Below are 26,666 nucleotides of genomic sequence, written 5' to 3' on the forward strand. Positions count from 1 at the left end.
GCCCGCTCCTACAGGGAGCGACTGTGTTCGTTAGATCGCGTTATGGGTTTTCAGCCAGGCGAGCCCGGCCTCGGTAGTGGTCTTGGGCTTGTACTCCGCACCCACCCAGCCCTGGTAACCGATGCGGTCCAGGTGCTCGAACAGGAAGCGGTAGTTGATCTCGCCAGTGCCCGGCTCGTGACGGCCGGGGTTGTCGGCGAGCTGGATGTGGTTGATCTGCTTGAGGTGGGTTTCCAGGGTCCGCGCCAGGTCACCCTCCATGATCTGCATGTGGTAGATGTCGTACTGCAGGAACAGGTTGGCGCTGCCCACCTCGGCCTGGATCTCCAGGGCCTGGGCGGTGGTGTTCAGGTAGAAGCCTGGGATGTCGCGGGTGTTGATCATCTCCATGACCAAGCGGATCCCGGCGGCTTCGAGCTTGTCGGCGGCGTACTTGAGGTTGTCGACGAAGGTCTTGCGCACCTCGGCGCACTGCAGGCCTTGTGGGCGGATGCCGGCCAGGGCGTTGACCTGCTTGTTGCCCAGCACCTTGGCGTATTCGATGGCCTTGTCGACGCCGGCGCGGAACTCTTCGATGCGATCAGGGTGGCAGGTGATGCCGCGTTCACCTTTGGCCCAGTCGCCTGCAGGCAGATTGAACAGCACCTGGGTCAGGCCGTGGGCATCGAGCTGCTGCTTGATCTCGCTGGCGCTGAAGTCGTACGGGAAGAGGTATTCGACACCGCTGAAGCCCGCGTCGGCAGCGGCTTTGAAGCGGGCGAGGAAGTCCTGTTCGGTGAACAGCATGGACAGGTTGGCAGCGAAGCGAGGCATGGTTGTCTCCTTGCAGATGAAAGCCCCCGGCAGCCTGCGCGGGGGCGTCGGCAATCAGTCGAGCAGCGAGATGGCAGTCGGCGCGTCGTTGCCGACCAGCGCGAGGTCTTCGAACTCGTTGACCGCGTTGATCTCGGTACCCATGGAAATGTTGGTGACGCGCTCGAGAATCACCTCGACCACCACCGGCACGCGGAACTCTTCGGCCATTTTCTGCGCCTTGAGCAGGGCAGGGGCGATTTCGCCCGGCTCGAACACGCGCAGCGCCTTGCAGCCCAGGCCCTCGACCACGGCGACGTGATCCACGCCGTAGCTGCCGGCTTCGCTGGAGTTGATGTTCTCGAACGCCAGTTGTACACAGTAATCCATGTCGAAGCCACGCTGGGCCTGGCGGATCAGGCCGAGGTAGGCGTTGTTCACCAGCACATGGACGTAGGGCAGGTTGAACTGCGCACCGACCGCCAACTCCTCGATCATGAACTGGAAGTCGTAGTCACCCGACAGCGCCACCACCTTGCGTTTCGGGTCGGCCTTGACCACGCCGAGGGCCGCGGGGATGGTCCAGCCCAGCGGGCCGGCCTGGCCGCAGTTGATCCAGTGGCGCGGCTTGTACACGTGGAGGAACTGCGCGCCGGCAATCTGCGACAGGCCGATGGTGCTGACGTAGCAGGTGTCCTTGCCGAATACCTGGTTCATTTCTTCGTATACGCGCTGCGGCTTGACCGGCACGTTGTCGAAGTGAGTCTTGCGCTGCAGGCTCGACTTGCGCTGCTGGCAATCTTCCAGCCAGGCCTTGCGGCACTTGAGCTTGCCGGCCGCTTTCCATTCGCGGGCCACTTCCAGGAAGGCGTCCAGCGCAGCGCCGGCGTCGGAGACGATGCCCAGGTCAGGGGTGAACACACGGCCGATCTGGGTCGGTTCGATGTCGACATGCACGAACTTGCGGCCTTCGGTGTAGACATCGACGGAGCCGGTGTGGCGGTTGGCCCAGCGGTTGCCGATGCCGAACACCAGGTCGGACTTGAGCAGCGTAGCGTTGCCATAGCGGTGCGAGGTCTGCAGGCCGACCATGCCGACCATCAGTTCGTGGTCGTCAGGGATGGTGCCCCAGCCCATCAGGGTCGGGATCACTGGCACGCCGGTCAGTTCGGCGAACTCGACCAGCTTGTCGCTGGCGTCGGCATTGATGATGCCGCCACCTGCGACCAGCAGCGGACGTTCGGCGTCATTGAGCAGGGCCAGGGCTTTCTCGGCCTGGATTCGCGTGGCCGAAGGCTTGTGTACCGGCAGCGGCGCGTAGGCGTCGATGTCGAATTCGATTTCGGCCATCTGCACGTCGAACGGCAGGTCGATCAGCACCGGGCCTGGTCGGCCGGTACGCATCTCGTAGAAGGCTTTCTGGAAGGCGTAGGGCACCTGGCCCGGCTCCAGCACAGTGGTGGCCCACTTGGTCACCGGCTTGACGATGCTGGTGATGTCGACGGCCTGGAAGTCTTCCTTGTGCAGGCGGGCGCGGGGGGCCTGGCCGGTGATGCACAGGATCGGGATGGAGTCGGCCGAGGCGCTGTACAGGCCGGTGACCATGTCGGTGCCGGCTGGGCCGGAGGTGCCGATGCACACACCGATGTTGCCTGGGTTGGCGCGGGTGTAGCCCTCGGCCATGTGCGAGGCACCTTCGACGTGGCGAGCGAGGACGTGATCGATGCCGCCGACTTTCTTCAGGGCCGAGTACAGCGGGTTGATGGCAGCCCCGGGAATGCCGAATGCCGTCTCTACGCCTTCACGGCGCATGACCAGAACGGCTGCATCGATTGCTCTCATTTTGCTCATGATTTGTGCCTCATCGATTTTGTAATTGTATACAACTTGCTTTGCGCCAAAGTGTATTCACGCTCTGAGCTTCAGGTCAATGCATTTTCATCGGGTCGATTGGCTTTCGCTGGAAACCCCACAGAAAAGGCGTTCTATCTGATGGAGTACGATCGTTCAAAAATATTGTATACAAAAAAACTTTCTGTTGTGTTCTATTTGCTTATCGGTTTTCAACTGCCCCTCAGGGCTTCTCACAACAAGAAGAGGACCTTTCCATGAACGCAATGACGCTCAACGTCGCCAACACCTTGGTCGCTGCTGCCCTTGCCGCCGGGCGCAAGATCGACGCCGCACCGCTGACGGTGGCGGTGCTGGATGCCGGCGGCCATCTGCTGGCCTTGCAACGCGAGGACGGTGCCAGTCTGTTACGTCCGCAGGTGGCCATGGGCAAAGCCTGGGGGGCTGTGGCCCTGGGCAAGGGGTCACGCCTGCTGGCGCTGGATGCACAGCAGCGACCGGCGTTTTTCGCGGCGTTGAACGGCTTGGGCGAGCGGTCGGTGGTCCCCGCGCCAGGTGGGGTGCTGATCCGTGATCAGGCGGGGAAAGTGCTGGGTGCGGTGGGGATCAGCGGGGACACGTCGGACATCGACGAGCAGTGCGCAATCACTGCCATCGAGGCGCTCGGGCTTACGGCTGATGCTGGGGTAGCTGTCTGATACCGCGTTGGCCTGCGCTCCCGCCAGGGCCCGTCGGCCAAGGATGGGAGCGGTGTACGCCGACCGTCAGGCCGCCTCGGGCTCACACCCTTTGAGAACCAGGCGGATGATGGTTTCGGCGGCGGCGTCGTAATCGCTGTCGGCGAGCTTGGCCTTGCCGGTCACCACGGCAATCTGCCAATCGAAGTCGGCGTAGGTTTGCGTCGCCGCCCAGATGCTGAACATCAGGTGATGTGGATCGACCGGGGCGATCTGGCCGCGTTCGATCCAGCGCTGGATGCACTCGATGTTGTGACGCGCCTGCTCGTTGAGCTGCTCGACCTGCCCAGGCGAGAGGTGCGGGGCGCCGTGCATGATCTCGCTGGCGAACACCTTGGAGGCATGCGGCAGGTCGCGGGAGATGCGGATCTTCGAGCGGATGTAGCCGCTGAGCACTTCTTTGGGATCGCCATCGGCGTTGAACGGCGTGGACGCCTGCATGATCGGCGCGATGATGCTCTCGAGCACCTCGCGGTAGAGGTTCTCTTTCGACTTGAAGTAGTAGTAGACGTTCGGCTTGGGGAGCCCGGCCTTGGCAGCGATATCGCTGGTCTTGGTGGCGGCGAAGCCTTTGTCGGCGAATTCCTCGCTGGCCGCGCGCAGGATCAGTTCCTTGTTGCGCTCGCGAATCGTGCTCATGGTCTATGAATCTTCCTGTGACTGGCCGCCTCTAGGCTCTGTACGAAAAGCCTTGATACTCGGTGATGCTGCGTTGAAAACAGCCTCGGAATGCTCATTTACAATCCGTAAACTCCGCTTCCTCGGCTGTTTTCGCCTTGCCTGACCTTCGTCTCAAGGCTTTTCATACAGACCCTGAGAGCGTCGGGCATGGTAGCACCGGCCCGGAGAGCGGCTCAAGGCGACGGCATTGGGCTAGAATCGGACCTTTGCAATCATTGGAAACACAACGACATGGCAGGAAGCAGCTTACTGGTGTTGATCGACGACATCGCCACGGTGCTGGACGATGTTTCGCTGATGACCAAGGTCGCGGCGAAGAAGACCGCAGGCGTGCTGGGCGATGACCTGGCGCTCAACGCCCAGCAGGTGACCGGGGTACGGGCCGAGCGGGAGATCCCGGTGGTCTGGGCGGTGGCCAAGGGCTCGCTGCTGAACAAGGCGATCCTGGTGCCGGCTGCCCTGTTAATCAGTGCATTCATCCCCTGGGCGGTCACGCCGTTGCTGATGCTTGGGGGCGCCTACCTGTGCTTCGAGGGCTTCGAGAAGCTGGCGCACAAGTTCCTGCACAGCAAGGAGGAGGATCAGGCGCAGCACACGGCACGCAAGGAGGCCGTGGCCGATGCGAATGTCGACTTGGTCGCCTTCGAGAAGAACAAGATCAAGGGCGCAGTGCGCACGGACTTCATCCTCTCCGCCGAAATCATCGCCATCACCCTCGGTACGGTGGCCGATGCGCCGCTGAGCCAGCAGATCATCGTGCTGTCAGGCATTGCCGTGGTCATGACATTGGGTGTGTACGGGCTGGTGGCCGGAATCGTCAAGCTCGATGACCTGGGGCTGTGGCTGACCCGCAAGGGCTCGAGCCTGGCACAAGCGGTCGGTAATGGCATCCTGCGTGCGGCCCCCTACATGATGAAGAGTCTGTCGGTGATCGGCACCGCGGCCATGTTCCTGGTCGGTGGCGGCATTCTCGTGCATGGCATCGCGCCGCTGTACCATGCCATCGAGGCTTTTGCCGACGGACGTGGCGGAGCGCTGACCGGGGCGTTGATCAACGGCGTGCTGGGAGTGGTAGCCGGGGCGGTGGTGCTGGCGGTGGTAAGTGTGGCTGGCAAGTTGTGGCGGATGCTGCGGCCAGCAGCGTGATCATCGGTGGGTCTGCTTCGCGGTTTTACCCGCGAAGCAGACCCACCGCTCAGATCAGAAGTGCACCTTGACCAGGAAACTCATGGTGTTCTGGTCAGTGGTGAAGGCATCGCTGTCCTTGATCCCGTACTTGTCGCTCCAGTAGTCGTACTCGATACCGACGTACAACTGCTTCTCACCCAGGTGCAATGCCTTGCCCAGGTCATATTTGACCTGCGGGTTGAAGTGCAGGTTGGCGTGGTAGCTGCCACGGCTGTTCTCGTCGTTGTCCACCACCCAGTCCATGAAGCCGTCGATCAGCACATCCGATGAGCCCACGGGAATGGTGTAGGACCACACTGGAGTGATCTGCCAGACATGATCACCCGGGCGGCTGCCATCGGTGGTGCGGTGGTAGAAGTTCAGCTGGAAATAGTCGAAGCCAGGAATCGCCAGGTCGAAGCCAGGGCCGATCAGGTAGGACTCGGTATCACCCTCGCCGAACTCGTAGGTCATGGCCAGCAGCACATCCTTGACCGGGCCGAACTCCAGCTTCTGGTCGAAGATCTTGCCGAACGACAGGCGCGGGCTGATCTCGCCGTAGTAGGTGTTCGGGCCGTTGTTCGCGTCTTTCTTGCCCTGGTAGAAGATCTTGTCGACGAAGATGAAGTTGTCGCCGTACTTCCAGGCATCGGCGTGCTCGAAGGTGACGGTCTGCTGGGTCTCGGGGTTGACCTTGAAGTTCTTGCCCCAGAGGTAGGTCAGGCTGTTGGTCTGCCACTGCAGCAGGTCGTCGGCGAAGCTGGTGCCGCAGGCGAGCAGGCCGCCGGCGAGGATCAGGCTGTTGATGATGCGCATTGCGTGTGTCGCTCCCTTGATTGGATGTTGCTGTCAGCGCTCGTGTCGGCGCCTTTCTTGTCTTTCGGGTCAGTTTTTTCGGATTGGCCACAGCTCTCTGGCAAGTGCTGCGCCAACTTTCCGGGTTGGTCACAACCATCCTGCTCGACGTCGTTCTGAACGGATGAAAAGGGTGTTTCTGGCTGGCAAAACATCGACCAACCGCCCGAATTCATTGACTGAGCGGTCAGTAAACGCGGGCAGGATCCGGCCTGCCCTGAGCGAGGGGGCGCGCAGATTACTGGCTTGCGCGCCGGTCCTCAAGTGCTCCGTCCTGGAGCGCGGTGATACAAAGTTGGGCGTTCGGTCAGGTTATTAGAAGTGCACCTTGACCAGCGCACTGGCCACGCTCTGGTTGCTCTGCAGATTGCCGCGGCTGTCGATGCCGTACTTGTCCTTCCAGTAGCTGTACTCGAACCCGACATACAACTGCTTGGCGCCCAGGTTGAGGGCCTTGCCCAGGTCGTACTTGACCTGCGGGTTGAAGTGCAGGTTGGCGTGGTAGGTGCCGCGGCGGGTCTGGTCGTTGTCGGTCACCCAGTCCATGTAGCCGTCGATCAGAAGGTCGGAGCGGCCCAGGGGAATGGTGTACGACCAGCCGGGAGTGAACTGCCAGACGTTGTCGCCGGGGCGACTGCCCTCGGTGTTGCGCAGGTAGATGTTGAGGTAGAAATAGTTGAAGCCAGGGATGTCCAGGTCGAACCCGGGGCCGATCAGGTAGGCGGCGTTCAACCCTTCGCCACGCTCGTAGGTCATGGCCAGCAGCACGTCCTTGACCGGGCCGAAGGCCAGCTTGCGGTCGAGGATCTTGCCGAACGACAGGCGCGGGCTGAACTCGCCGTAGTAGGTGTTCACGCCTTTGCTGGCGTCGGTCTTGCCGTTGTAGAAGATCTTGTCGATGAACAGGAAGGTGTCACCGTACTTCCACTTGTTGGCGTGCTCGAAGGTGATGGTCTGCTGGATGTCCGGGTTGACCTTGAAATCCTTGCCGTAGAGGTAGGTCAGGCTTTCGCCGTGCCATTGCAGCCAGTCGCCCGCGAACGCGGGGAGGGTGGCCAGCAGGCTGCTGCCCAGCAGCAGGGACGAGGTGGTGCGCTTCATGTGCGAATTCCCGTGTTCTTGTTGTTGTTCGAGGTTTCTTCGGCGCGCAGGCGCCCCGGACGACCCGCTCCCGTGGGCCGCCGGTACTGCGTTTCACTGCTTGGACGAGACGGGCGGCCAGGGCGCCGCCCGCTGACTCAGTGCGGGTGACAGGCCTCGTTGTGGGTCGCGCGTTCGGCGCCCCCGAGGATGTTGAACAGCACGTTCAGTATCAGGGCGCTGAGCGTGGCCATGGCGATGCCGCTGTGGGTGATGGGCTCCATCCACTGGGGCATCTGCGCGAAGAACTCCGGACGCACCACCGGGATCAGCCCGAAGCCGACGCTGACTGCGACCAGCAACTGGTTGCGCCGATCACTGATGTCGGCCTCCTGGAGGATCTTGATGCCGGTGGCGGTGACCATCCCGAACATGGCAATGGACGCGCCGCCCAGTACCGCAGGCGGGATCGAGGCGATCAGGAAGGCCGCCTTGGGCAGCAGGCTGAGCAGGATCAGCAGCGCGCCCGCGACCACCGTGACATAGCGGCAGCGCACCCCGGTCATCTGCACCAGGCCGATGTTCTGGGCGAAGGAGGAATGGGTGAAGGTGTTGAAGAAACCGGCCACGAACGAGGCGCCGGCATCGCACAGCAGGCCGCGACGCAGCATGCCGGGTGTCACCTCGCGGTCGGTCACCTTGCCCAGGGCCAGGAACATGCCGGTGGACTCGACGAAGATGATCACCACCACCAGGCACATCGACAGGATCGGCGCGAGGCTGAAGGTCGGCATGCCGAAGTGCAGTGGCGTGACCACCTGCAGCCAAGGCGCTTCGTTCAGGCCCGACAGGTTGACCATACCGATGGAACCGGCCAGCACATAACCCAGGCCCATGCCCACCAGCACCGACACGTTGACCCAGAAGCCACGCATGAAGCGATTGATCAGCAGGATCACGGCCAGCACCAGGCCTGCGACCATCAGGTAGATCGGCGAGCCGAAGGTTTCCGCCTGTTGCCCGCCGCCGGCCCAGTTGACCGCGACCGGGAACAGCGACAGGCCGATGGAGGTGATCACGGTACCTGTGACCAGCGGCGGGAAGAAGCGCACCACCTTGGACATGAACGGCGCGATCAGCATGCCGAAGAACCCGGCGGCGATGGTCGCGCCAAAGATCCCCTGCAAACCCACACCGGGCATGCCGGCCATGGCCACCATGCTGCCGACGGCGGCGAAGCTTGCGCCCATCATCACCGGCATGCGGATGCCCACCGGGCCGATGCCGAACGACTGGATGATGGTAGCGACACCGGCCACGAGCAGGTCGGCGTTGATCAGGAAGGCGACTTCTTCACGGGACAGCCCGGCGGCCTGGCCGATGATCAGCGGCACGGCGATGGCGCCGCCGTACATCAGCAGGACATGTTGCAGGCCCACCAGGATCAGCTGGAACAGGGGCAGGGGCTGTCGTGGCGGCGCAACGGGGATGTACGCCTTGGGTGACTCGGACATGCAGCACCTCGAGTTTTGTTTTTATTCTCGGATCCAAGCGGGCGGCTCCAGGCGGCAGGCGCTTCGGTTGAAGGACCTGGGGTTTCCGGATGGAGCCGTACGCTCGATGCTTGCTTGTTACGGTGTTTCATTGGAAGCGAGGCCGGCAACACCGGCCTCTACGCGGGCAAGCCCGCTCCCACAAACAGGATGTGGGGTGTCAGTTGACCGGGGCACCCTTGGCGATCCAGTCGCCGACCAGCTTGCGTTCCTCGACGGTCATCTGGGTGATGTTGCCCAGCGGCATGATCTGGCTGGCGACGGCCTGCGCCTGGATGCGCGCGGCCTGGGCCTGGATCTGCTGCGGGGTGTCGAACATCACGCCGCCCGGGGCGGTGCTGAACAGTGGGCTGGTCGGTTTCGACGAATGGCACACGGTGCAGCGTTCCTGGATGACGTTGTGGATCTTCTCGAAGTTGCCGGGCGCAGCCTGGGCGGTGGCCTGGGCCGGCGCTTCGGCAGGTGCCTGGGCAGCCTTGGCAGCTTCCTCGGCGCGCAGCTCGGCAGCGGTCTTGCCGCCGACTGCAGTGGCGGGCAATGGCTGGTACTCGATCTTCGCAGCAGCCTGCTCGGGCGAGGTCGGCAGCGGCTTGGGACCGGTCACATAGGCCAGGCAGATCATCGCCAGGGCACCTACAGGGAGAGTCCAGGCGTACTTGTTGCTGTCGTGGCGGGTGTTGAAATAGTGACGGATCAGTACCGCAGCCACTGCGATCCCGGCCAGGATCAGCCAGTTGTACTGGCTGCCGTAGGTGCTCGGGAAGTGGTTGCTGATCATGATGAACAGCACCGGCAGGGTGAAGTAGTTGTTGTGTCGCGAGCGCAGCAGGCCCTTGGCCGGCAGTACCGGATCAGGGGTCTGGTTGTTCTCGATCGCCGCCACCAGCTGGCGCTGGGCCGGCATGATGATGCGGAACACGTTGCCCACCATGATGGTGCCGATGATCGCGCCAGTGTGCAGGTACGCGCCACGACCGCTGAACACCAGGCTGAAGCCCCAGCACGCCGCGATGATCAGCACGAACAGCACGGCGCCGAGCAGGGCGGGGCGCTTGCCCAGTGGTGAGTCGCAGAGGAAGTCGTAGACGAACCAGCCGACGACCAGTGAGCCGATGCCGATGGCCACGCCTTCGGCGCCGCTCAGGGTGCTGCCAGGTGCCAGCAGGTACAGGGTTGGGTTCCAGTAGAACACCACGCACAGCAAGGCGATCCCGGACATCCAGGTGAAGTAGGCTTCCCATTTGAACCAGTGCAGGTTCTCGGGCATTTTCGGTGGTGCGAGCTTGTATTTCTCCAGGTGGTAGATACCACCGCCATGGATGGCCCAGAGGTCACCTGACAACCCATCGCGCGGGTTGCTTCGATTCAGGTGGTTCTCCAGCCAGACGAAGTAGAACGATGCACCGATCCAGGCTACGCCGGTGATCATGTGAACCCAGCGAATGCTCAGGTTCAGCCATTCGTGAAGGTGTGCTTCCACAGTATGTACCTCTGCCGATCACCGACAGGCCGAGACCCGGGATGACCGACCTTTTCTTATTGGTGGGGATTGAGGATCAACATCTGTTCCTCGGTGAAGTAATGCTCGTCGCAGTTGTTGCCGGAACCACTGCGATCAACCACCAGGAAGTCATCCCGCTTTTCGATCGTCAGCACCGGGTGGTGCCAGACGCCGCGATGGTAATTAACGCCCTGCCTGCCGTTGCTGCGGAAGGCTCGGACCAAGCCTGATACAGGTGCATCGCCAACTGGCGCGACCACGATCAGAAAGGGGTTGCCGAGCAGCGGAATGAAAGCCTGGCTGCCCAGCGGATGGCGCTCCAGCATGCGTACGGTCAGTGGCATCTCCAGCGCGTCGGCGCGGAAGATGCTGATGATCGCCTTGTCTTCCGGCTCGGCGGTCTCGACCGTGGCGAGCTTGTGGAAGCGCATGGTCGAGCCGTTGTTGATCATGAAGTGGTCGCTGCCATCGGTTTCGATCACGTCACCGAACTGGGCGAAGGCTTCTTTGGTCAGGGGCTCGATCATCAGGGTACGCATGCGGTTATCTCTTCTGTATTCGTTATCGGTATGTAGGGCGGACCTCGTTCGGGCAGGCCCTGGGTGCGGTCGCGTCACGCACTCGGGCCAGTCCGGGTTTGGTCCTCAAAGCTGCAGCAGGCGGAACAGGGCGATCAGGTTGATCTGCGCCAGTGCTTCCTTGAATTCGGCATCGGTGTCGTTGTGGATGCGCTTTTCGAAGGAGGCGAGGATCTGGTGCCGGTTGCTGCCCTTGACCGCCATGATGAACGGAAACTGGAATTTTGCCTTGTAGGCGTCATTGAGTTCGGTGAAACGTGCGAACTCTTCGGCAGTGCACTGGTGAATGCCGGCGCCGGCCTGTTCGTTGGTGCTCGATTCGGTCAGTTCGCCCTGCACCGCTGCCTTGCCGGCCAGGTCCGGGTGAGCGTTGATCAGCGCCAGTTGCTCGGCGTGGCTGGCGCTGAGCAGGATGTCGCTCATGCGCTGGTGCAGCACCTCGATCTCGTCCAGCTCGCTCAGGTTGCCCAGCGCGTAGGCTTTTTCGGCGACCCACGGCGAGTGCTCGTAGATGTCGGCGAAGGCCGCGACGAAGGCGTCACGGCCGAGGGTCGAGGGCTTGAGGGTGTTGAAAGCGGTCATCAGGCGTTCTCTTTCTTGTACGGATGGGTGGCGTGCCAATGGCGGGCGATGTCCACGCGACGGGCGAACCAGACCTGCTCGTGGCTCTTGGCGTACTCGACGAAGCGCTTGAGCGCTGCCAGGCGCGCGGGGCGGCCGACCAGGCGGCAGTGCAGGCCGATGGAGAGCATCTTCGGCGCGTGCTCGCCTTCTTCGTAGAGCACGTCGAAGGCGTCCTTGAGGTACTGGAAGAACTGCTCGCCGCAGTTGAAGCCCTGCACCTGGGTGAAGCGCATGTCGTTGGTGTCCAGGGTGTAGGGGATCACCAGGTGCGGCTTGTCGGTGGGGTTGTTCGGCTCCCAGTAGGGCAGGTCGTCGTCGTAGGTGTCGCTGTCGTAGAGGAAGCCGCCTTCCTCCATCACCAGGCGCCGGGTGTTCGGGCCAGTTCGCCCGGTGTACCAGCCCAGCGGGCGCTCGCCGGTCAGTTCGGTGAGGATGCGGATGGCCTCGAGCATGTGCTCGCGTTCCTGCGCCTCGTCCATGTACTGGTAGTCGATCCAGCGGTAGCCGTGGCTGCAGATCTCATGGCCGGCCTCGACCATGGCGCGGATCACGTCCGGGTGGCGCTGGGCGGCCATGGCCACGGCGAACACGGTCAGCGGTACGCCGGTGTCCTTGAACAGCTTGAGCAGGCGCCACACCCCGGCGCGGCTGCCGTATTCGTAGAGCGACTCCATGCTCATGTTGCGCACGCCCTGCAGCGGCTGGGCAGCCACCATTTCAGAGAGGAAGGCTTCGGATTCCTTGTCACCGTGCAGGATGTTGCGCTCGCCACCTTCTTCGTAGTTGAGCACGAAAGACAGGGCAATGCGGGCGTTGCCCGGCCATTGCGGGTGAGGTGGGTTGTTGCCGTAACCGATCAGGTCGCGAGGGTAGTCAGCGCTCACTGCAGTCTTCCTTATGTTCGTAGGTGCGGGTGGTGGGTGGACCGCGGCGGGTTGTCGCACGCACCGGATGGGATGATTGTATACAACTTATTTGACCATTTGTAAGCCCGTTTTTCCGCATTTCTTCCCACTTGTCGCCTCAAACTCAGGCTGGAAAAGCACTGCAAGAAACCTGCCTGATCGGTCAGATAATGCCTCGGCCTGCTGCACAGGCCCTGTATTTGCGACGGATGCTCATGCTCGGAAGGCCTGGTGTGAGCGGTGCGCAGCGGGGTTCAAAAAATTGTGTACAATCTGAATCGAAAGTGTCTTAATGAGCCCATTCCGGCATTTCGTCAGCCTCGTGTTGGTGCATGCCGTGTATTTTCTGCCCATGCAAACGACAAGAGGCGACAAGCAAATGGGACGTTTGACCACACACGTACTGGATGCCGCTCACGGCTGCCCGGGCAGCTCGATCAAGGTCGAGCTGTACCGTGTCGAAGGCCAGCAACTGGAGCTGGTGAACAGCGCACTGACCAACAGCGATGGCCGTGTCGATGCGCCTTTGTTGCAGGGCGATGACTACCGTACTGGTGTCTACCAGTTGCAGTTCGCCGCCGGGGACTACTACCGGGCCAAAGGTGTTGCACTGCCTGACCAGGCGTTTCTCGATGTCGTGGTGCTGCGCTTCGGCATCGATGAAGGGCAGGAGCACTATCACGTGCCGTTGCTGATCTCGCCGTACAGCTATTCGACCTATCGTGGGAGCTAGTTGGTCGCTAGAAGAATCTTCGTAGGTCCTTGCCCGCTATCACACTGGCGGGCTTTTTTCATTCTGTAGCAATTGTCCGAAACCCCGCCCGATCCCCCAGTCCCGCATCCCTCCGCTATTCCAGGCATGGAAACGTATCAGCGTTCGTCGCAAAGCACTGAGTGGCGCGTTGATGGCGTGGTTCTGCTCTTGTATCCTGCGCACCCTTTCGCAGTGATGCGATCAGTTCTCAAGTGACGGATTACTTGCATGTCCCTCTTCCTCCGTGCGCTGGCGACCGGCTTTGCGCTCCTGCCGCTGCTTGCCAGTGCCGCCCCCTTCCAGTCTCCCGGCGACCGCGACCTGATTCGTGACCGTCAGGAAAACCTTCTGCAAGAGCAGCGCAAGCGCCTTGAGGAACTGCAGCAATTGCCCGGCAAGCAGGCCCCTCAGGCCCCCGTGGCGCCCGCGGAGCAAGGGCGGTGCTTCCAGATCCGCAGCGTCGAGCTGCAAGGTGCGACCCTGCTCAGCGAGCGGCAACGCCAGGCACTGGTCGAGGGCTATGAAGGCAAGTGCCTGCAGGTGGGCGAGCTCAACGGCCTGCTCAAGCGCATCACCGATCACTACATCGACCGTGGCTACCTGACCACCCGTGCCTACCTGCCGCAGCAGGACCTGGGTTCGGGCATCCTGCAGATCATCATCGTCGAAGGACGCCTGGAAGGCCTGGACAGCTCAGCGCTTGCCAGCCCACGGGAAATGGCCATGACCTTCCCCGGCCAGGTCTCCGAAGTGCTCAACCTGCGCGACATGGAGCAGATGGTCGACCAGCTTGGTCGCTTGCCGTCGCGTCAGGTCGAAGTCGAGCTGGTGCCAGGCCAGGAAGTCGGCGGTAGCCGCGTGCAGCTCAAGGGCCAGCGTGACAAACCCTGGCGAGTCTCGGCCAGCCGCCACAACAATGGTGATGCCAGCAGCGGCGAGCAGCAGATGAACCTGGGCCTGGAGTGGGACAGCCCGTTGGGCCTGGCCGATCAGCTGAGCCTCAGGGGCGGGCGTGATGTGGTCAGCGACCACTGGCGCCATTCCGACAGCCATGGCCTGAACTACAGCCTGCCGTGGGGCTGGTGGACCTTCAACTACAGCTACAACCACAACTACTACCGCACCCGCGACACCTCCAGCGGCTTTCCCTTCAAGCTCGACGGCGACAACAGCGTGCACCAGTTCCAGGCCGAACGGGTGATCCACCGCGACAGCCTGAGCAAGACGGCGGTGAATATCGGGGTGAGCCACTTGCGTGCGCGCAACTACCTTGACGACACCCTGATCGATGTCTCCAGCACCCGCATCACCGAGCGTCAGCTTGGCGTCAACCACGGCCGACGCATCGGCAATGCCTTCGTCAACCTCGATGCCGGCTGGCAGCAGGGCATCGGCGCGCTCGACGCCCAGGGCGCAGGCGACCCCCACGGCAACGAACCGGTGTCGCGCTACAACAAGTACACCCTGACCCTGAGCTACCTGCAGCCGTTCCAGCTGTGGGGCGAGCAGTTCAGCTTCGACAGCCTGGCCACCGGCCAGCGCAGCGAGGACGCGCTCTACAGTGCCCAGCGCATCAGTGTCGGCGGGCTGACCTCGGTGCGTGGCTTCAAGGATCAGACCCTCACCGGCGACAGCGGCGGCTACTGGCGCAACCAGTTGCGCTGGCGTCGGCCGGTCACCTGGGCTGCGCTGCAGCCCTGGTTGCGCGAATACGGCATGGCGTTCGCCTACGACGCCGGTGTGATCAAGGGCCAGCATGGCAACGGCAAGGACCATGGGCGCCTGAGCGGCAATGCCCTGGAGTTCAATGTGCGCGGCCAGTACTTCGCTGCCAGCGCAACCTTTGCCCGTTCGCTGGAGCGCCCCGATGCGGTAACCCGCCGCGAGCACCCGATCTATTTCCGCGTCGACGCCTTCTTCTGAGCGCCGGCCCTACCCATTACCCGTGACATCGCTGCCCCTTGCGGGGCAGGCCGGCAACTGGCCTGAGCTGCGACTGGAGTTTGTTCGACATGGATATCCGCACCCCACTGAACCAGTGCATCGCCCTGATCGTTGCTGGCGTGATGTTTCTCAACCCCATCGTCAGCACGGCTGCACAGCTGACCGTCGATGCGGCGGCCAATGCCAACACCAGCATCAACCAGGCCGGCAACGGGGTGCCGATCGTCAATATCGCCACCCCCAACGGCAGCGGCCTGTCGAGCAACACCTTCCGTGACTACAACGTCGGCAGCAACGGGCTGATCCTCAACAACGCCACCGGCAAGACCCAGTCGACTCAACTGGGCGGCATCATCGTCGGCAACCCCAATCTCAGGGGGCAGGCGGCCCAGGTCATCCTCAACCAGGTCACCGGCGGCAACCGCAGTACCCTGCAAGGCTACACCGAGGTGGCGGGCCAGGCGGCCCGGGTCATCGTCGCCAACCCCCACGGCATCACCTGCAACGGCTGCGGCTTCATCAACACGCCACGGGCGACCCTCACCACCGGCAAGCCGATCATGGACGGCGAGCGCCTGGACCGCTTCCAGGTCGATGGCGGCGACATCGCCATCGAGGGCGATGCGCTCAACGCCACCAACCTCGACCAGTTCGACCTGATCACCCGCAGTGCCAAGCTCAATACCGAGCTGCATGCCAAGCAGTTGAACATCGTCACCGGGCGCAACGACGTCCAGGCCGATACCCTGCAAGCCACCCCGCGTGCCGATGACGGCAGCGAAAAGCCCCTGCTGGCCATCGACAGCTCGGCGCTGGGCGGCATGTATGCCAACACCATCCGCCTGGTCGGCACCGAGCAGGGCGTGGGCGTCAAGCTGGCTGGCAACATGGCCGCTACCACCGGCGATATCCAGGTAGACGCCAACGGCAAGGTGACGCTTGCTCAGACCTCCAGCGCCGGCGACCTGAAGATTGCCGCGCAAAGCGCCGAGCTGACCGGCAAGACCTACACCGCCGGCAGCGCCACCGTGCGTGTGCGTGACGATGTGACTGTCGGCCAGAGCCTCGCCGCCAAGGGCAGCATCAGCGTGCAGGGCGCGCGGATCGACAACCAGGGCATCATCGAAGCCGGCGTGGAGCCAGACAACAGCCGCAACGCCCAGGGCGACGTGAGCCTCAAGGGCCAGACCCTGCACAACCGCGGTAGCGTGGTCGCCAACCGCAACCTCGAGATCGACAGCAGCGCCACGCTCGACAACCAAGGTGGCAGCCTCAAGGGCCGCACCACCACGCTGACCGCAGGCCTGCTGGATAACCGCAAAGGCCAGGTGCTGGCCGACGACACCCTGAAAGCCACGGGCGGTGCGATCGACAACCGTGAGCAAGGCCTGCTGCAAGGCAAGGGCCAGGCCGTGGTGGACATCACCGGCAACCTCGACAACCGTGGCGGCCGCGTGGTCGGCCAGGGGGATCTGCAGGTCACCGCCGCCCAGGTGGACAACCGCGGCAACGGTCTGATCGGCAGCGACAAGCAGGCCAGGCTGACCACCCGCGCGCTGCTGGACAACCAGAACGGCGGCAAGCTCAAGGCCGATCGCCTCGACATCACCACCGCCGGGCTGCTCAACAGCGGCGGGCAGATGCTGGGCGGCGACGTGCTGATAGTCGCCAGCGCCGACATCGACAACCGCCTCGGCCTGATCTCGGCCAAGCGTCTGCTCGATCTCAAAGCCGTGGGCCTGGACAACAGCGGCAAGGGCAACCTGCTCAGCGACGGCACACTGGCCGTCAAAGTGGCCACCCTGAACAATCGCGACAACGGCATGCTGTCGAGCGTCGGCGATCTCTCACTGCATGGCGAACGCCTCGACAACCGTGGCGGCCTGGTGCTTGCCGACCGCTCGCTGACCGTCACCGGTGGGGACTTCGACAACCGCGACAAGGGCGTAGCCACCACCAAGGGCAAGGCCCACATCGAAGTTGCCAGCCTGGCCAACAGCGATGCCGGCCACCTGCAGAGCGATGGCCGCCTCGAGCTGATCGCCGACAAGGTCGACAATCAACGCCTGGGTAACATCACTGCCAAGGGTGACCTCGAAGCTCACCTGGGCACCTTGAACCAGCAGGGCGGCAGGCTGACCAGCCTGGGCAGCCTGCTGCTCACCGCCAACACGATCGACAACCAGAACGGCGGCGGGATTGGCGCGACCCACCTGGTCGACATCCGCGCGGCGCGCGTGCTCAACCAGCAGGGTGAGATCTCCAGCGCAGGCAAGGTCGTGCTCGACGCCAGCGCACTGCTGGACAACCAGGCTGGCAAGGTCATTGGCGACCGTGGCCTGACCCTGACCGTCCAGCGCCTGCTGAACCAGAACAAGGGCCTGCTCAGCGGCTACGACAGCCTGAGCCTGAAAGGCACCGAACTGCTCAACAACGGCGGCCGGTTGAGCAGCCACACGCATATCGAGCTGGCCCTGGACGGCCAGTTGGACAACAGCGACGCTGGCCTCATCGTCAGTGACGGCACCCTCACGCTGAACGCCGGCACGTTGCGTAACCGCCAGGGCGGCAAGGTCTCGGCCATCGCTGCCATGGGCCTGACCAGCCAAGGGTTGCTGGATAACCAGGGCGGCATTCTGGTGACCGATGCCGGGCTGGTGCTTGACGCCGCCCGCCTGGACAACAGCCAGGGCGGCGCCATCAGTGCAGTTGGCCATGCCCAGTTGCGCAGCGGCGCCATCGACAACAGCGCCAAGGGCAACATCGGTGCCGGCAGCCTGCTGCTGGTCGCCACCCAGCTCGACAACAGCGCCCGTGGTCGCATCAGTGCCTCCGGCCAGATCGATGCGACGCTGACCGGCCTCGACCAGCATGACCACGGGCAACTGGTCAGCGGGACCGGCATCGACCTCGACCTGCAGCACGGCCAGCTGGTGAACCGCGACGGGGGCTTGCTGCGCTCGCCAGGCAGCCTGCTGTTGCGCCAGATCGGCGCGGTGGACAACCGCAACGGCGCAGAGATTTCCAGCGACCACGGCTTCAGCCTGGTCGCCGACCGCCTCGACAACCGTGGCGGACGCCTGATCAGCGCCCAGGACCTGACCCTGCGCATTGCCGGTGTTCTGGACAACAGCCTCAAGGGCGTGTTGTCGGCTAGCCACGATCTCGACGTCGAGGCTGCCAGCCTCGATAACTTCAGCGGCGGCACCCTGGCCAGCGGCAAGGCCCTCAAGGCCGTGATCGACGGCCAACTCGACAACCACGACCAGGGCATCCTTTCTGCCGCCGCAGCGCTGACCGTCACCAGTGCAGGTGTGCTCAACAGCGAGCGCGGCCTGCTGTCGGGCAACACCGGCCTGACCGTCACGACCGGACAACTGGATAACCACCAGGGCGGCCAGCTCATCAGCCAGGCGGCGATGACCGTCACCAGCGACGGCCTCGACAACCGTGGCGGCGCCTTGAGCAGCAAGCAGGCCATGACCCTGACCACGGGCGACGTGCGCAACGGCGCCGATGCCCTTCAGCGCGGCGGTCGCATCCACAGCGATGCCGAATTGACGCTGGTGGCCGGGCAGGTCGATTCCAGCGAGGGCGGCGAGATCTCCGCCAAGGGCGATCTGCTGCTGCGGGTGAGTGCGTTGATCCAGCGCCAGGGGCGTCTGATCGGTGAACAGAAACTCGACCTCGACCTCAACGGCGGCGACCTGACCAACCAGGGCGGCCTGATCAGTGCCAATGGCCCGCTGATCATCCAGCGCTTGGGCAAGCTCGACAACAGCGCTGGCGAAGTCACCAGCCAGCAGTCCTTCAGCCTGCTCGCCAAGCGCATCGACAACCAGCAGGGCCGCATCCTCAGCGACGGCGGGCTGACCTTAGAGGCGGCACAGCTGGACAACAGCACCAAGGGCCTGATGTCCGGCGTTCAAGGCTTGCAGGTCACCGGCAGCGACCTGAACAACAGCGCCGAGGGCACACTGTCGAGCAAGGACGGCGATCTTACCGTGACCCTGACAGGCGCCCTCGACAACCGTGACCAGGGCGCTCTGGTCAGCAAGGGCCGCCAGCAGGTTACGGCGGCCAGCCTGGACAACCGCAAGGGCATCGTCTCCTCGGAGCAGGCGATCACCCTCAGTGTCGGCGATCGTTTGGACAACAGCGGCGGCCTCATTTCCGCCACAGGTGACCTGACGCTCGACCAGGACAGCACCGTCATCGACAACCAGGGCGGGCAGATCAACGGCCAGGCGATCAGCGTCGCCGGCAAGCGTCTGGAAAACGGCAAGGGCCAGCTCATCAGCCGCGCGGCGCTCGACCTGACCTTGGCCGATGCACTGCTCAATACCGACGGCGCGCGCCTGGTCAGTGGCGCCGACCTGCTGCTCAAGGCCGCGCGTGTCGACAACCAAGGCGGCAAGCTGATCAGCCATGGGTTGCTGCATGTCGATTCGGGCACGCTGGACAACAGCCACGGTGGCAATCTGGCCAGCCAGCAGAACCTGGTGCTGCGCCTGAGCGGCGATCTGCTCAACGGCAACGATGGCCTGTTGTTCAGTGAGCACGGCAAGCTCGACATCCATGCCGTTGCCCTGGACAACCAGGCCGGCACGCTCAAGAGCCAAGGCGATATCGATGTGCGCCTGGACAAGCGCCTGGACAACCGCGGCGGTCGCCTGGAGAGCCAGGCAGGCAACCTCGAACTGCACGCGGCGAGCCTCGATAACAGTGGCAGCGGCATGCTCAGCGCGGCCAAAGGCCTGTTCAAGGGCGTCTTCAGCGACCTGTTCGACAACGCTGGCGGTACCACCCAGGCGCAGTCCGTGGACATCGCAGCCGATGCCAAGGTGAACAACCAGGGCGGCTACCTTTCGGCGCTGGGCGGTGACGGCAAGATCGTCACCGCCGATCTCGACAACCGCGGCGGTGGCCTGTACGCGGCCGGATTGCTGAAGGTGCAGGGCCAGCAACTGTTCAACCAGAGCGGCAAGATCGGCGCCGGGCGCATCGACTTTGGCCTGAGCGGCGCGCTGTACAACAGCCTCGGCCAGTTGGAAAGCGAGAGCGAGCTGCAACTGCGTGCCAACGAACTCGACAACCGCAGCGGCAACCTGCGCGCCCTTGGCAAGACCGGCACCAGTCGATTGATCGTCGCGGGCAACCTGCTCAACGACAACGGCGTGCTGGCCACCGCCAACCAGGACCTCGACCTGCAGATCGGTGGCCTGAGCAACAGCGGCGGGCAACTGCTGCACACCGGCCAGGGTAGCTTCGGCCTGGCTTCCGACAAGGTCACTCAGGCCGGCGGCGTGCTGCACACCGATGGCCTGCTGAGCATCGCCGCTGCCAGCTGGACCAACAGCAGCGTGCTGCAAGCCCGGCGCCTGGAGCTGGACATCGGTCGCTTCGTCCAGACCGCCAGCGGCAAGTTGCTGGCCGTCGAGAGCCTCAAGGGCCGGGGCGGCGACTGGACCAACCATGGCCTGCTGGCCAGCGATGGCAGCCTGCAACTGGATCTGACCGGCAACTATGACGGCAGTGGCCGCCTGAGCAGCCTTGGCGCACTGACGCTGGGCGCCAACGATATCCGCCTGTCCAGTACCGCCAGCCTGGCCGGTGGCGCCGACACCGCGGTGACCGCGCGCAACCTGCTGAGCAACGACGGTCGCCTGACCGCCCTGGGCGGCCTGACGGTGACGGCCGCCAGCCTCGAAAACCGCGGCACCCTGGGTGGCGCTGCGGCGGTGAAGCTGGCCGCCAACAGCCTGAGCAACCAGCGCGGCCTGGTGTTCAGCGGCAATGACATGACCTTGCGCGTCGGCAGCCTGAGCAACTACTACGGCGATATCTACAGCCTTGGTGCCCTTGATTTTGCCGGCAACGCCAGTGCCCGCGCGGTGTTGCTGGACAACATCTCCGGCAGCGTGGAAAGCGCCGGCAACATGACCCTGGCAGTGGACACGCTGCTCAACCGCAAGGAATTCCTGAGCTCGACCAAGAAACTGGTCGCCGGCAACGTCAACGTCTATTCCGACGACCGCTGCAAGGGCAAGGGCTGCGAGCTGTACTTCTCGGCAACGGAAAGCTGGGAAGACGTCATCGACCGCGATACCCCCACCGCCTTCATCACCACCGGCAGCAAGCTGACCTTCGCCGGTGACGCATTCCGCAACCACTACAGCAGTGTTTCGGCGGCGGGTGATATCGCCATCAACACGGCGGTGTTCGAGAACAAGGGCGCCGGTGGAGGCGAGCAGCGCAACCTCACCGCGAGCATGTATACCCGTGATCGCGGCCAGTACAACGCGTTCATCCAGGCCAAGAACCAGTTCAACCAGAACCCCGGCTCGCTGACCCTCGACCAGGTCATGGCCGCTGCGGGGTATCCGCAGTACAGCATCTATGACGTCATCGACAACAGGACGCCGATCGCTGGCGCCGTGGTTGCCCCGGCGGTCGTGCAGTCGGCTGGCGCGGTGACCATCAACGCCACCCAGCGCATCGACAACAGCGTGGTGCGCGTCAACCAGGCCGGCGCCGGTACCATCGGCGCCCGTGGCGATGCCACGGCTGCTCCGCGCCAGGCCCAGACCCAGGTGCGCGCGCTCAACCCGCAGTTGCCGCCCGACCTCGCCCAGCGCCAGGTCAACCCGGTCACGCTGCCCAGCTTCAGCCTGCCGCAAGGCAGCAACGGCCTGTTCCGCATCAGCACCCAGACCGGTCAGGCCGCGATCAGCGGCGATGCCCTGGGCGCCACCGCCGACCATACCCAAGCAGGCAGTGGCACCTTCATCTCACCGCTGGCCAGCACCACCAATGCCGACAACCGTGCAGCGCAGACGCTGGCCGCCGCAGGCTCGGCTGCGGCCCAAGGCGCCGTCAGCGGCGCCGGTGTGGCGCTGGATGGCCTGGCAGCGGGTGTTCGACTGGTCCAGGGCGTACCTGAGCGCAGCGTGCCGAGTACCTCGCACAAATACCTGGTGGAGACCAACCCGGCCCTGACCGACCTCAAGCAGTTCCTGAGCTCCGACTACCTGCTTGGCCAGCTCAACGTCAATCCAGACCAGGCCATCAAGCGCCTGGGCGACGGCCTCTACGAACAACGCCTGATCCGCGAAGCCGTGGTGGCCCGGACCGGCCAGCGCTACATCGATGGCATGACCAGCGACGAGACGCTGTTCCGCTACCTGATGGACAACGCCATCGCCAGCAAGGACAAGCTGTCGCTGAGCGTGGGCGTGTCGCTCAGCGCCGAGCAGGTCGCCGCCCTGACCCACGACATCGTCTGGATGGAGCAGGTCGAGGTCAACGGTGAGAAGGTGCTGGCCCCAGTGCTGTACCTGGCCCACGCCAACGGTCGCGTCGCCCCCAACGGCGCGCTGATCCAGGGCCGTGACGTCAACCTGATCAGCGGCGGCGACCTGGTCAACGTCGGCACCCTGCGTGCCACCAACAACCTCGCCGCCAGCGCCACCAACATCAGCAACAGCGGGCTGATCGAAGCAGGCGGACGCCTGGACATGCTCGCCACCGACTCGATCCGCAACGCCCAGGGCGGGATCATCGCCGGTCGTGAAGTGAGCCTGACCGCGCTGACCGGCGACGTGATCAACGAACGCAGCGTCACCCGCCTGGAAGGCCGGGCCGGTGGTGAGCATGTGACCAAGGACCTGGTCGACACTGCTGCGCGCATCGAGGCGGCGAACGACCTGACCATCACCGCCGGGCGCGATATCGGCAACGTGGGCGGGGTGCTCAAGGCGGGTGGCGATATCAGGCTGGATGCCGGTCGCGACCTGTCCATCGTCAGCCAGGAAGGCGTCGACAGCCACGAGTATCAACGCCGCCGTGTCAGCGGCCACGACACCAGCATCACCCAGTACGGCAGCGAGATCAGCGCAGGCGGCAACCTCACCGCCACGGCAGGCCAGGACCTGAGCATCGTCGCCAGCGAAGTCGAGGCACGCCGCGACCTGGCCCTGCAGGCCGGCCGCGACGTGACCCTGGCTGCTGCGGCGAACGAGGAGCACAGCTACGCCAAGGGCAAGAAGGGCAAGACCAAGTACGAGCGGCAGGAGGATGACGTCGAGCAGCAGTCTGCCGTGGTAAAGGCCGGCGGCGACCTGGCCATCGACGCCGGGCGTGACCTGCGCCTGGTGGCGAGCAAAGTCAGCGCCGGCGAGGAAGCCTACCTGGTGGCGGGCGACAAGCTGGAACTGCTGGCGGCCAACGACAGCCAGTACTCGCTGTACGACATGAGCAAGAAAGGCGGCTGGGGCAGCAAGCAGACCCAGCGCGACGAAGTCACCGACGTCAAGGCGGTGGGCAGCGAAGTCAGCAGCGGTGGTGATCTGACGCTCAAGAGCGGTGGTGATCAGCTGTACCAGGGGGCGAAGCTCGCCTCGGGTAATGACCTGACCATCGATAGTGGCGGCGCGGTGACGTTCGAGGCGGTCAAGGACCTGCATCAGGAGAGTCACGAGAAGAGCAAGTCCAACGTTGGCTGGTTCAGCATGAAGGGCGAGGGCCGTACGGATGAAACGGTTCGCCAGAGCGAGCTGGTCGCCAAAGGCGACTTGGTGATCAATGCCGTTGGCAAGATTCATGTGGATGTGCGCCAGGTCAACCAGCAGACGGTGAGCGAGTCCATCGATGCCATGGTCAAGGCCGATCCCAAGCTGGCCTGGCTCAAGCAGGTCGAAGCACAAGGTGGCGTGGACTGGCGTCAGGTCAAGGAAATCCACGACTCGTTCAAGTACAGCAATTCGGGGTTGGGGCCGGCTGCTCAGCTCGCGATTGCGATCGTCATGGCGGCCGTCGTCGGCCCTGCCGCAGCGGCTTGGGCCAACGGCGGTGTCGCTGGAGCCGCCGTCGGGGCCGTTGCCACGGGCGCTGCGACCAATGCTTCGGTAAGCGTCGTCAATAATCGAGGCAATCTGGGGGCTGTGGTCAAGGATGTGACCTCCTCCGATGCGATGAAAGGCTATGTCATTTCGGGTGTGGCTGCAGGTCTGACAGCGGCCTATTTCGATGGCTGGACGGGAACGAAAACTGACCCAGTCACGGGCAAAGTCCTGGGGCCGAAACTGTACACGATCAAAGGCGTAGGTCAGTTCGCAGCCAACCAGACGTTGCAGAATGGCACCTCCCTGCTGCTGAGCAAAGCCCTTGGGCAGGGCGGCAGTGCCAGCGATGCGTTGAAAAGCGCGCTGTTCAATACGCTGGCGGCAGCCAGTTTCAATGCGGTGGGGGATTACACCAAGCAGTTCGGCATCGAGAACGGCAGCCTTCCCAAGATTGCCATCCATGCGATGGTGGGTGGCTTGCTGTCGAAGGCCACTGGCGGTGACTTCAAAACGGGTGCCTTGGCGGCCGGCGCGAATGAAGCGCTGGTGGTACAGCTCAACAAGCTGGTTGGAGGAAATGAAAACCTGCTGACCATGAGCTCGCAGATCGTCGGGGTGCTGGCGGCGGCAAGCCAGGAGGATGCTGATGCCAGCTCGTTGAACAAAGCGGCATGGGTCGCCAAGAACGGCACCCAATACAACATCCTTGGGGACCATTCGGCCAAGCAGCGAGACGAGGCAAGGGACAATTATCGCAAAGACGGCGGAATGGACGCCGCGCGTGATCTGGTCAACCTCGAAGGCGCGGATCAGCGTAGCGACAAGCTGTTGCAAGTCTACAAGCGCGATCCCTCATTGCTTAGCCAGGATGACAAGGTCGAGCTCGCGGCATACCTTCAGGTTTATGCCTTCGAGAGACTGGATGCCGTCAGGAAACTGGATGCCCAAAATGGCTTGGGTATCAGCCATAGCTTGGCAACCGTCCAGGCAAGTGTCGCCAGTTTGCTCAGTGGTGAGCAGACCTTGGGCTATGGCTATCCCTATGCAGGTAGCAGCCAGGACAAGCTCGCGTGGGCAGATGCTCAGCGCAGCCAAATGGGACTGGTTGAAAACCTGGCCTGGACTCGGGACCGCAGCGTCGACGAGCAGACCTACCTTGATGCCAAGTCCAGCCTGCGCATTGGCGAGCAGCAGCAAGGTTTGGCCAACCTGGGTGATCCTGCGATCTACTTCCTGACCGGCTCTATCGGCAGCACGATCAGGGCTGTAGCGGCGACCAACGGGGCGCTGCAGTTTACCCAGGGTGCCAAGCAAGCGGTTGATGGTGATGGATGGAATGCCGCTGGTAATATGGTGGCCGGCCTGCTGGGGATGGCTACACTGGGGATTCCTGCCATCAAGGGTGGAGCGGGGCCTGTAGTCGTTGCTGACTCGAAATTGGCAGGTGGGGCGAAAGCGACTGGTGCAGCAGAAGTACCGGCTACGTCTGCAATCGCGCGTGTTGGTCTGCGAGACGATCTGGCCGCCCAGGCAGGTATTCCTCGAAATATTGCTGAATCGCCGTCTAGCATGTGGGGTAAATCGATTGATGATATCAAGCAGTCACTAACGCTTGATGGTGCGAGCGTTACGCCGAAAGCACCATTGGCTGGAACTTCAGGTAAAGCAAAGGTCTTTAGCGTTGAAGGACACCCTGCAATAAAAGAGGTAGAGTTCCATCCAGGTGGGGGAACTCACGGTGATAGTCCGTATTATAAAATTATTAGTACTGCAAAGATTGGCAATAAAAATATAGAGATACGGGTAATTGATCCTTCGCCTGATTTTAGTCCTGGCACCATTACGCGTTATCAACAATACTATGATACCCATGGAAATCGTCTGAAATATGAAGGCGGTGAATGGAAAGGGTGGGAGTGATCTATGAGCAATTTGTTCCCTGATTTGTACTCTGATCTTGTCCCGGGTACGTCAGCCGCTGGATTTTCTCTAGGTGAAACGTTTTCCGACGTTGGCAATAAAGTTGGTGCGGTTGAGTGGTACGGTCCGGAAGTGGCTGTTCGTGATATTCTCCTTAAGAATAACTCATGGGTGGGAGTTGAGAGGAAGATTGGTTTTGGTAATGAGCGGTTACTTTCATATAGATTTATGAATGAGATGGTGTCGCTGTACTTTGAGAGTAGCGGAAAGCTTTATAGGATTGCGGTAGGTGAGGGGTATTGTGGGAAATTTAATAATGTCAGTGTGGGGGATGACCTTCGGCGATTGGAAAAGGAATTTGATGTTTTGTTCAATGATGCGGATGATGACTTTCTTTTGGGGAAAAATGGAAGCATATTGACGGGGATTAGTTTTGTGACGGACCATAGGTCTTCTTTGGAAGACGCTCCAGAGCAATTTATTCATTTTATATCAATACATGACTGGACCCTTCGATAAAAAATAGCGGGCAAGCCAAGTTCTTGAAGTTATGGGGTGGGGGTTCCTCTGGAGGAGCAGTCAAACCAGCTTATTACAGCGATTTGTGTAATTCGGGATCAGCTCCAAGGCCGAGAACTGGGCCGAGATGACCGTGAACGCGAAGGCCGGTGAGGTCATCTACCTCAAGCAGGAAGTCGAAGTCGGCGTGGTCATGGGGCGCAACAGTCTCAAGGTGCTGAGCGACCTTGAAGGCCGCTACCTGGTCAAGGATGCGTCGCTGGGCACCCTCGCGAAGGAAAGCAAGTAAGCGCTTTCGATCCATGCGCTGATCCGCAAGTACACAAAGGCGACCCTTGGGTCGCCTTTGTTGTGTGCGCTGT

Annotated in this window: 16 protein-coding genes and 1 pseudogene; 7 read left to right on the plus strand and 10 right to left on the minus strand. The window is 62.8% G+C overall.

The genetic code is table 11. From position 1 onward, the window contains the following. Positions 1-30: 30 nt before the first annotated feature. The gene (gene hyi, locus AB688_RS10730) at positions 31-813 is read right to left on the minus strand and encodes a hydroxypyruvate isomerase (RefSeq protein ID WP_063543965.1); all 783 of its coding nucleotides are present in this window, start codon (positions 811-813) and stop codon (positions 31-33) included. Between the two features lie 54 nt (positions 814-867). After that, positions 868-2,643: a glyoxylate carboligase gene (gcl, locus tag AB688_RS10735; protein ID WP_063543967.1), complete on the minus strand. Its 1,776-nt coding sequence runs from the start codon at positions 2,641-2,643 to the stop codon at positions 868-870. Between the two features lie 257 nt (positions 2,644-2,900). Here gcl and AB688_RS10740 point away from each other — a divergent pair, with 257 nt between their 5' ends. Next, positions 2,901-3,341, plus strand: a complete 441-nt coding sequence (locus AB688_RS10740) for a GlcG/HbpS family heme-binding protein (protein WP_054893650.1) — start codon at positions 2,901-2,903, stop codon at positions 3,339-3,341. Between the two features lie 66 nt (positions 3,342-3,407). Here the strand turns inward: AB688_RS10740 and AB688_RS10745 are convergent, their stop codons facing one another. After that, positions 3,408-4,019 (minus strand): TetR/AcrR family transcriptional regulator, encoded by a 612-nt coding sequence (locus AB688_RS10745; protein WP_054893651.1) that lies wholly within the window; start codon positions 4,017-4,019, stop codon positions 3,408-3,410. Between the two features lie 273 nt (positions 4,020-4,292). On the opposite strand from AB688_RS10745, the gene AB688_RS10750 reads away from it, so the two are divergent. Beyond that, positions 4,293-5,207 carry a DUF808 domain-containing protein gene (locus AB688_RS10750; RefSeq protein ID WP_063543969.1) on the plus strand — a complete coding sequence of 305 codons (915 nt, stop codon included), beginning with the start codon at positions 4,293-4,295 and terminating at the stop codon, positions 5,205-5,207. A gap of 54 nt (positions 5,208-5,261) precedes the next feature. Here the strand turns inward: AB688_RS10750 and AB688_RS10755 are convergent, their stop codons facing one another. From AB688_RS10755 to puuE, 7 genes are all read right to left on the minus strand, one after another. Further along, the gene (locus tag AB688_RS10755) at positions 5,262-6,044 is read right to left on the minus strand and encodes an outer membrane protein OmpK (RefSeq protein WP_054893653.1); all 783 of its coding nucleotides are present in this window, start codon (positions 6,042-6,044) and stop codon (positions 5,262-5,264) included. Positions 6,045-6,398: 354 nt separating this feature from the next. After that, a complete protein-coding gene (locus AB688_RS10760; RefSeq protein ID WP_063543971.1) occupies positions 6,399-7,184 on the minus strand; it encodes an outer membrane protein OmpK in 786 nt (261 codons plus the stop codon). Between the two features lie 137 nt (positions 7,185-7,321). Next, entirely contained in the window at positions 7,322-8,677 is a 1,356-nt protein-coding gene (locus AB688_RS10765) for a nucleobase:cation symporter-2 family protein (RefSeq protein ID WP_063543973.1), read from the minus strand. A 199-nt stretch (positions 8,678-8,876) separates the two neighbouring features. Then, positions 8,877-10,196, minus strand: a complete 1,320-nt coding sequence (locus AB688_RS10770; protein WP_063543975.1) for a urate hydroxylase PuuD — start codon at positions 10,194-10,196, stop codon at positions 8,877-8,879. A 56-nt stretch (positions 10,197-10,252) separates the two neighbouring features. After that, positions 10,253-10,756 (minus strand): ureidoglycolate lyase, encoded by a 504-nt coding sequence (locus AB688_RS10775; RefSeq protein WP_054893657.1) that lies wholly within the window; start codon positions 10,754-10,756, stop codon positions 10,253-10,255. Between the two features lie 105 nt (positions 10,757-10,861). Then, positions 10,862-11,377: a 2-oxo-4-hydroxy-4-carboxy-5-ureidoimidazoline decarboxylase gene (gene uraD, locus AB688_RS10780; RefSeq protein ID WP_054893658.1), complete on the minus strand. Its 516-nt coding sequence runs from the start codon at positions 11,375-11,377 to the stop codon at positions 10,862-10,864. Continuing rightward, positions 11,377-12,303, minus strand: coding sequence for an allantoinase PuuE (puuE, locus tag AB688_RS10785; RefSeq protein ID WP_054893659.1), 927 nt, complete (start codon positions 12,301-12,303; stop codon positions 11,377-11,379). Before puuE ends, uraD begins: the two co-directional genes overlap by 1 nt. Before the next feature lie 400 nt (positions 12,304-12,703). Here puuE and uraH point away from each other — a divergent pair, with 400 nt between their 5' ends. The 5 genes and pseudogenes from uraH to AB688_RS10810 all read left to right on the plus strand — a co-directional run. Next, on the plus strand, positions 12,704-13,057 hold the full coding sequence (gene uraH / locus AB688_RS10790; protein ID WP_054893660.1) for a hydroxyisourate hydrolase: 354 nt from the start codon (positions 12,704-12,706) through the stop codon (positions 13,055-13,057). 249 nt (positions 13,058-13,306) lie between these two features. After that, a complete protein-coding gene (locus AB688_RS10795) occupies positions 13,307-15,001 on the plus strand; it encodes a ShlB/FhaC/HecB family hemolysin secretion/activation protein (protein WP_063543977.1) in 1,695 nt (564 codons plus the stop codon). An 89-nt stretch (positions 15,002-15,090) separates the two neighbouring features. Then, complete coding sequence (locus AB688_RS10800) at positions 15,091-25,785, plus strand: DUF637 domain-containing protein (RefSeq protein WP_063543979.1); 10,695 nt, start codon at positions 15,091-15,093, stop codon at positions 25,783-25,785. A gap of 3 nt (positions 25,786-25,788) precedes the next feature. After that, positions 25,789-26,304, plus strand: coding sequence for a hypothetical protein (locus AB688_RS26780; RefSeq protein ID WP_155738201.1), 516 nt, complete (start codon positions 25,789-25,791; stop codon positions 26,302-26,304). 97 nt (positions 26,305-26,401) lie between these two features. Beyond that, a pseudogene (locus AB688_RS10810) lies at positions 26,402-26,593 on the plus strand (hypothetical protein); the annotation flags it as partial. Positions 26,594-26,666 lie beyond the last annotated feature (73 nt).

Origin of the sequence: Pseudomonas putida (genome assembly GCF_001636055.1) — a bacterium.
Taxonomy (GTDB): domain Bacteria; phylum Pseudomonadota; class Gammaproteobacteria; order Pseudomonadales; family Pseudomonadaceae; genus Aquipseudomonas; species Aquipseudomonas machongensis.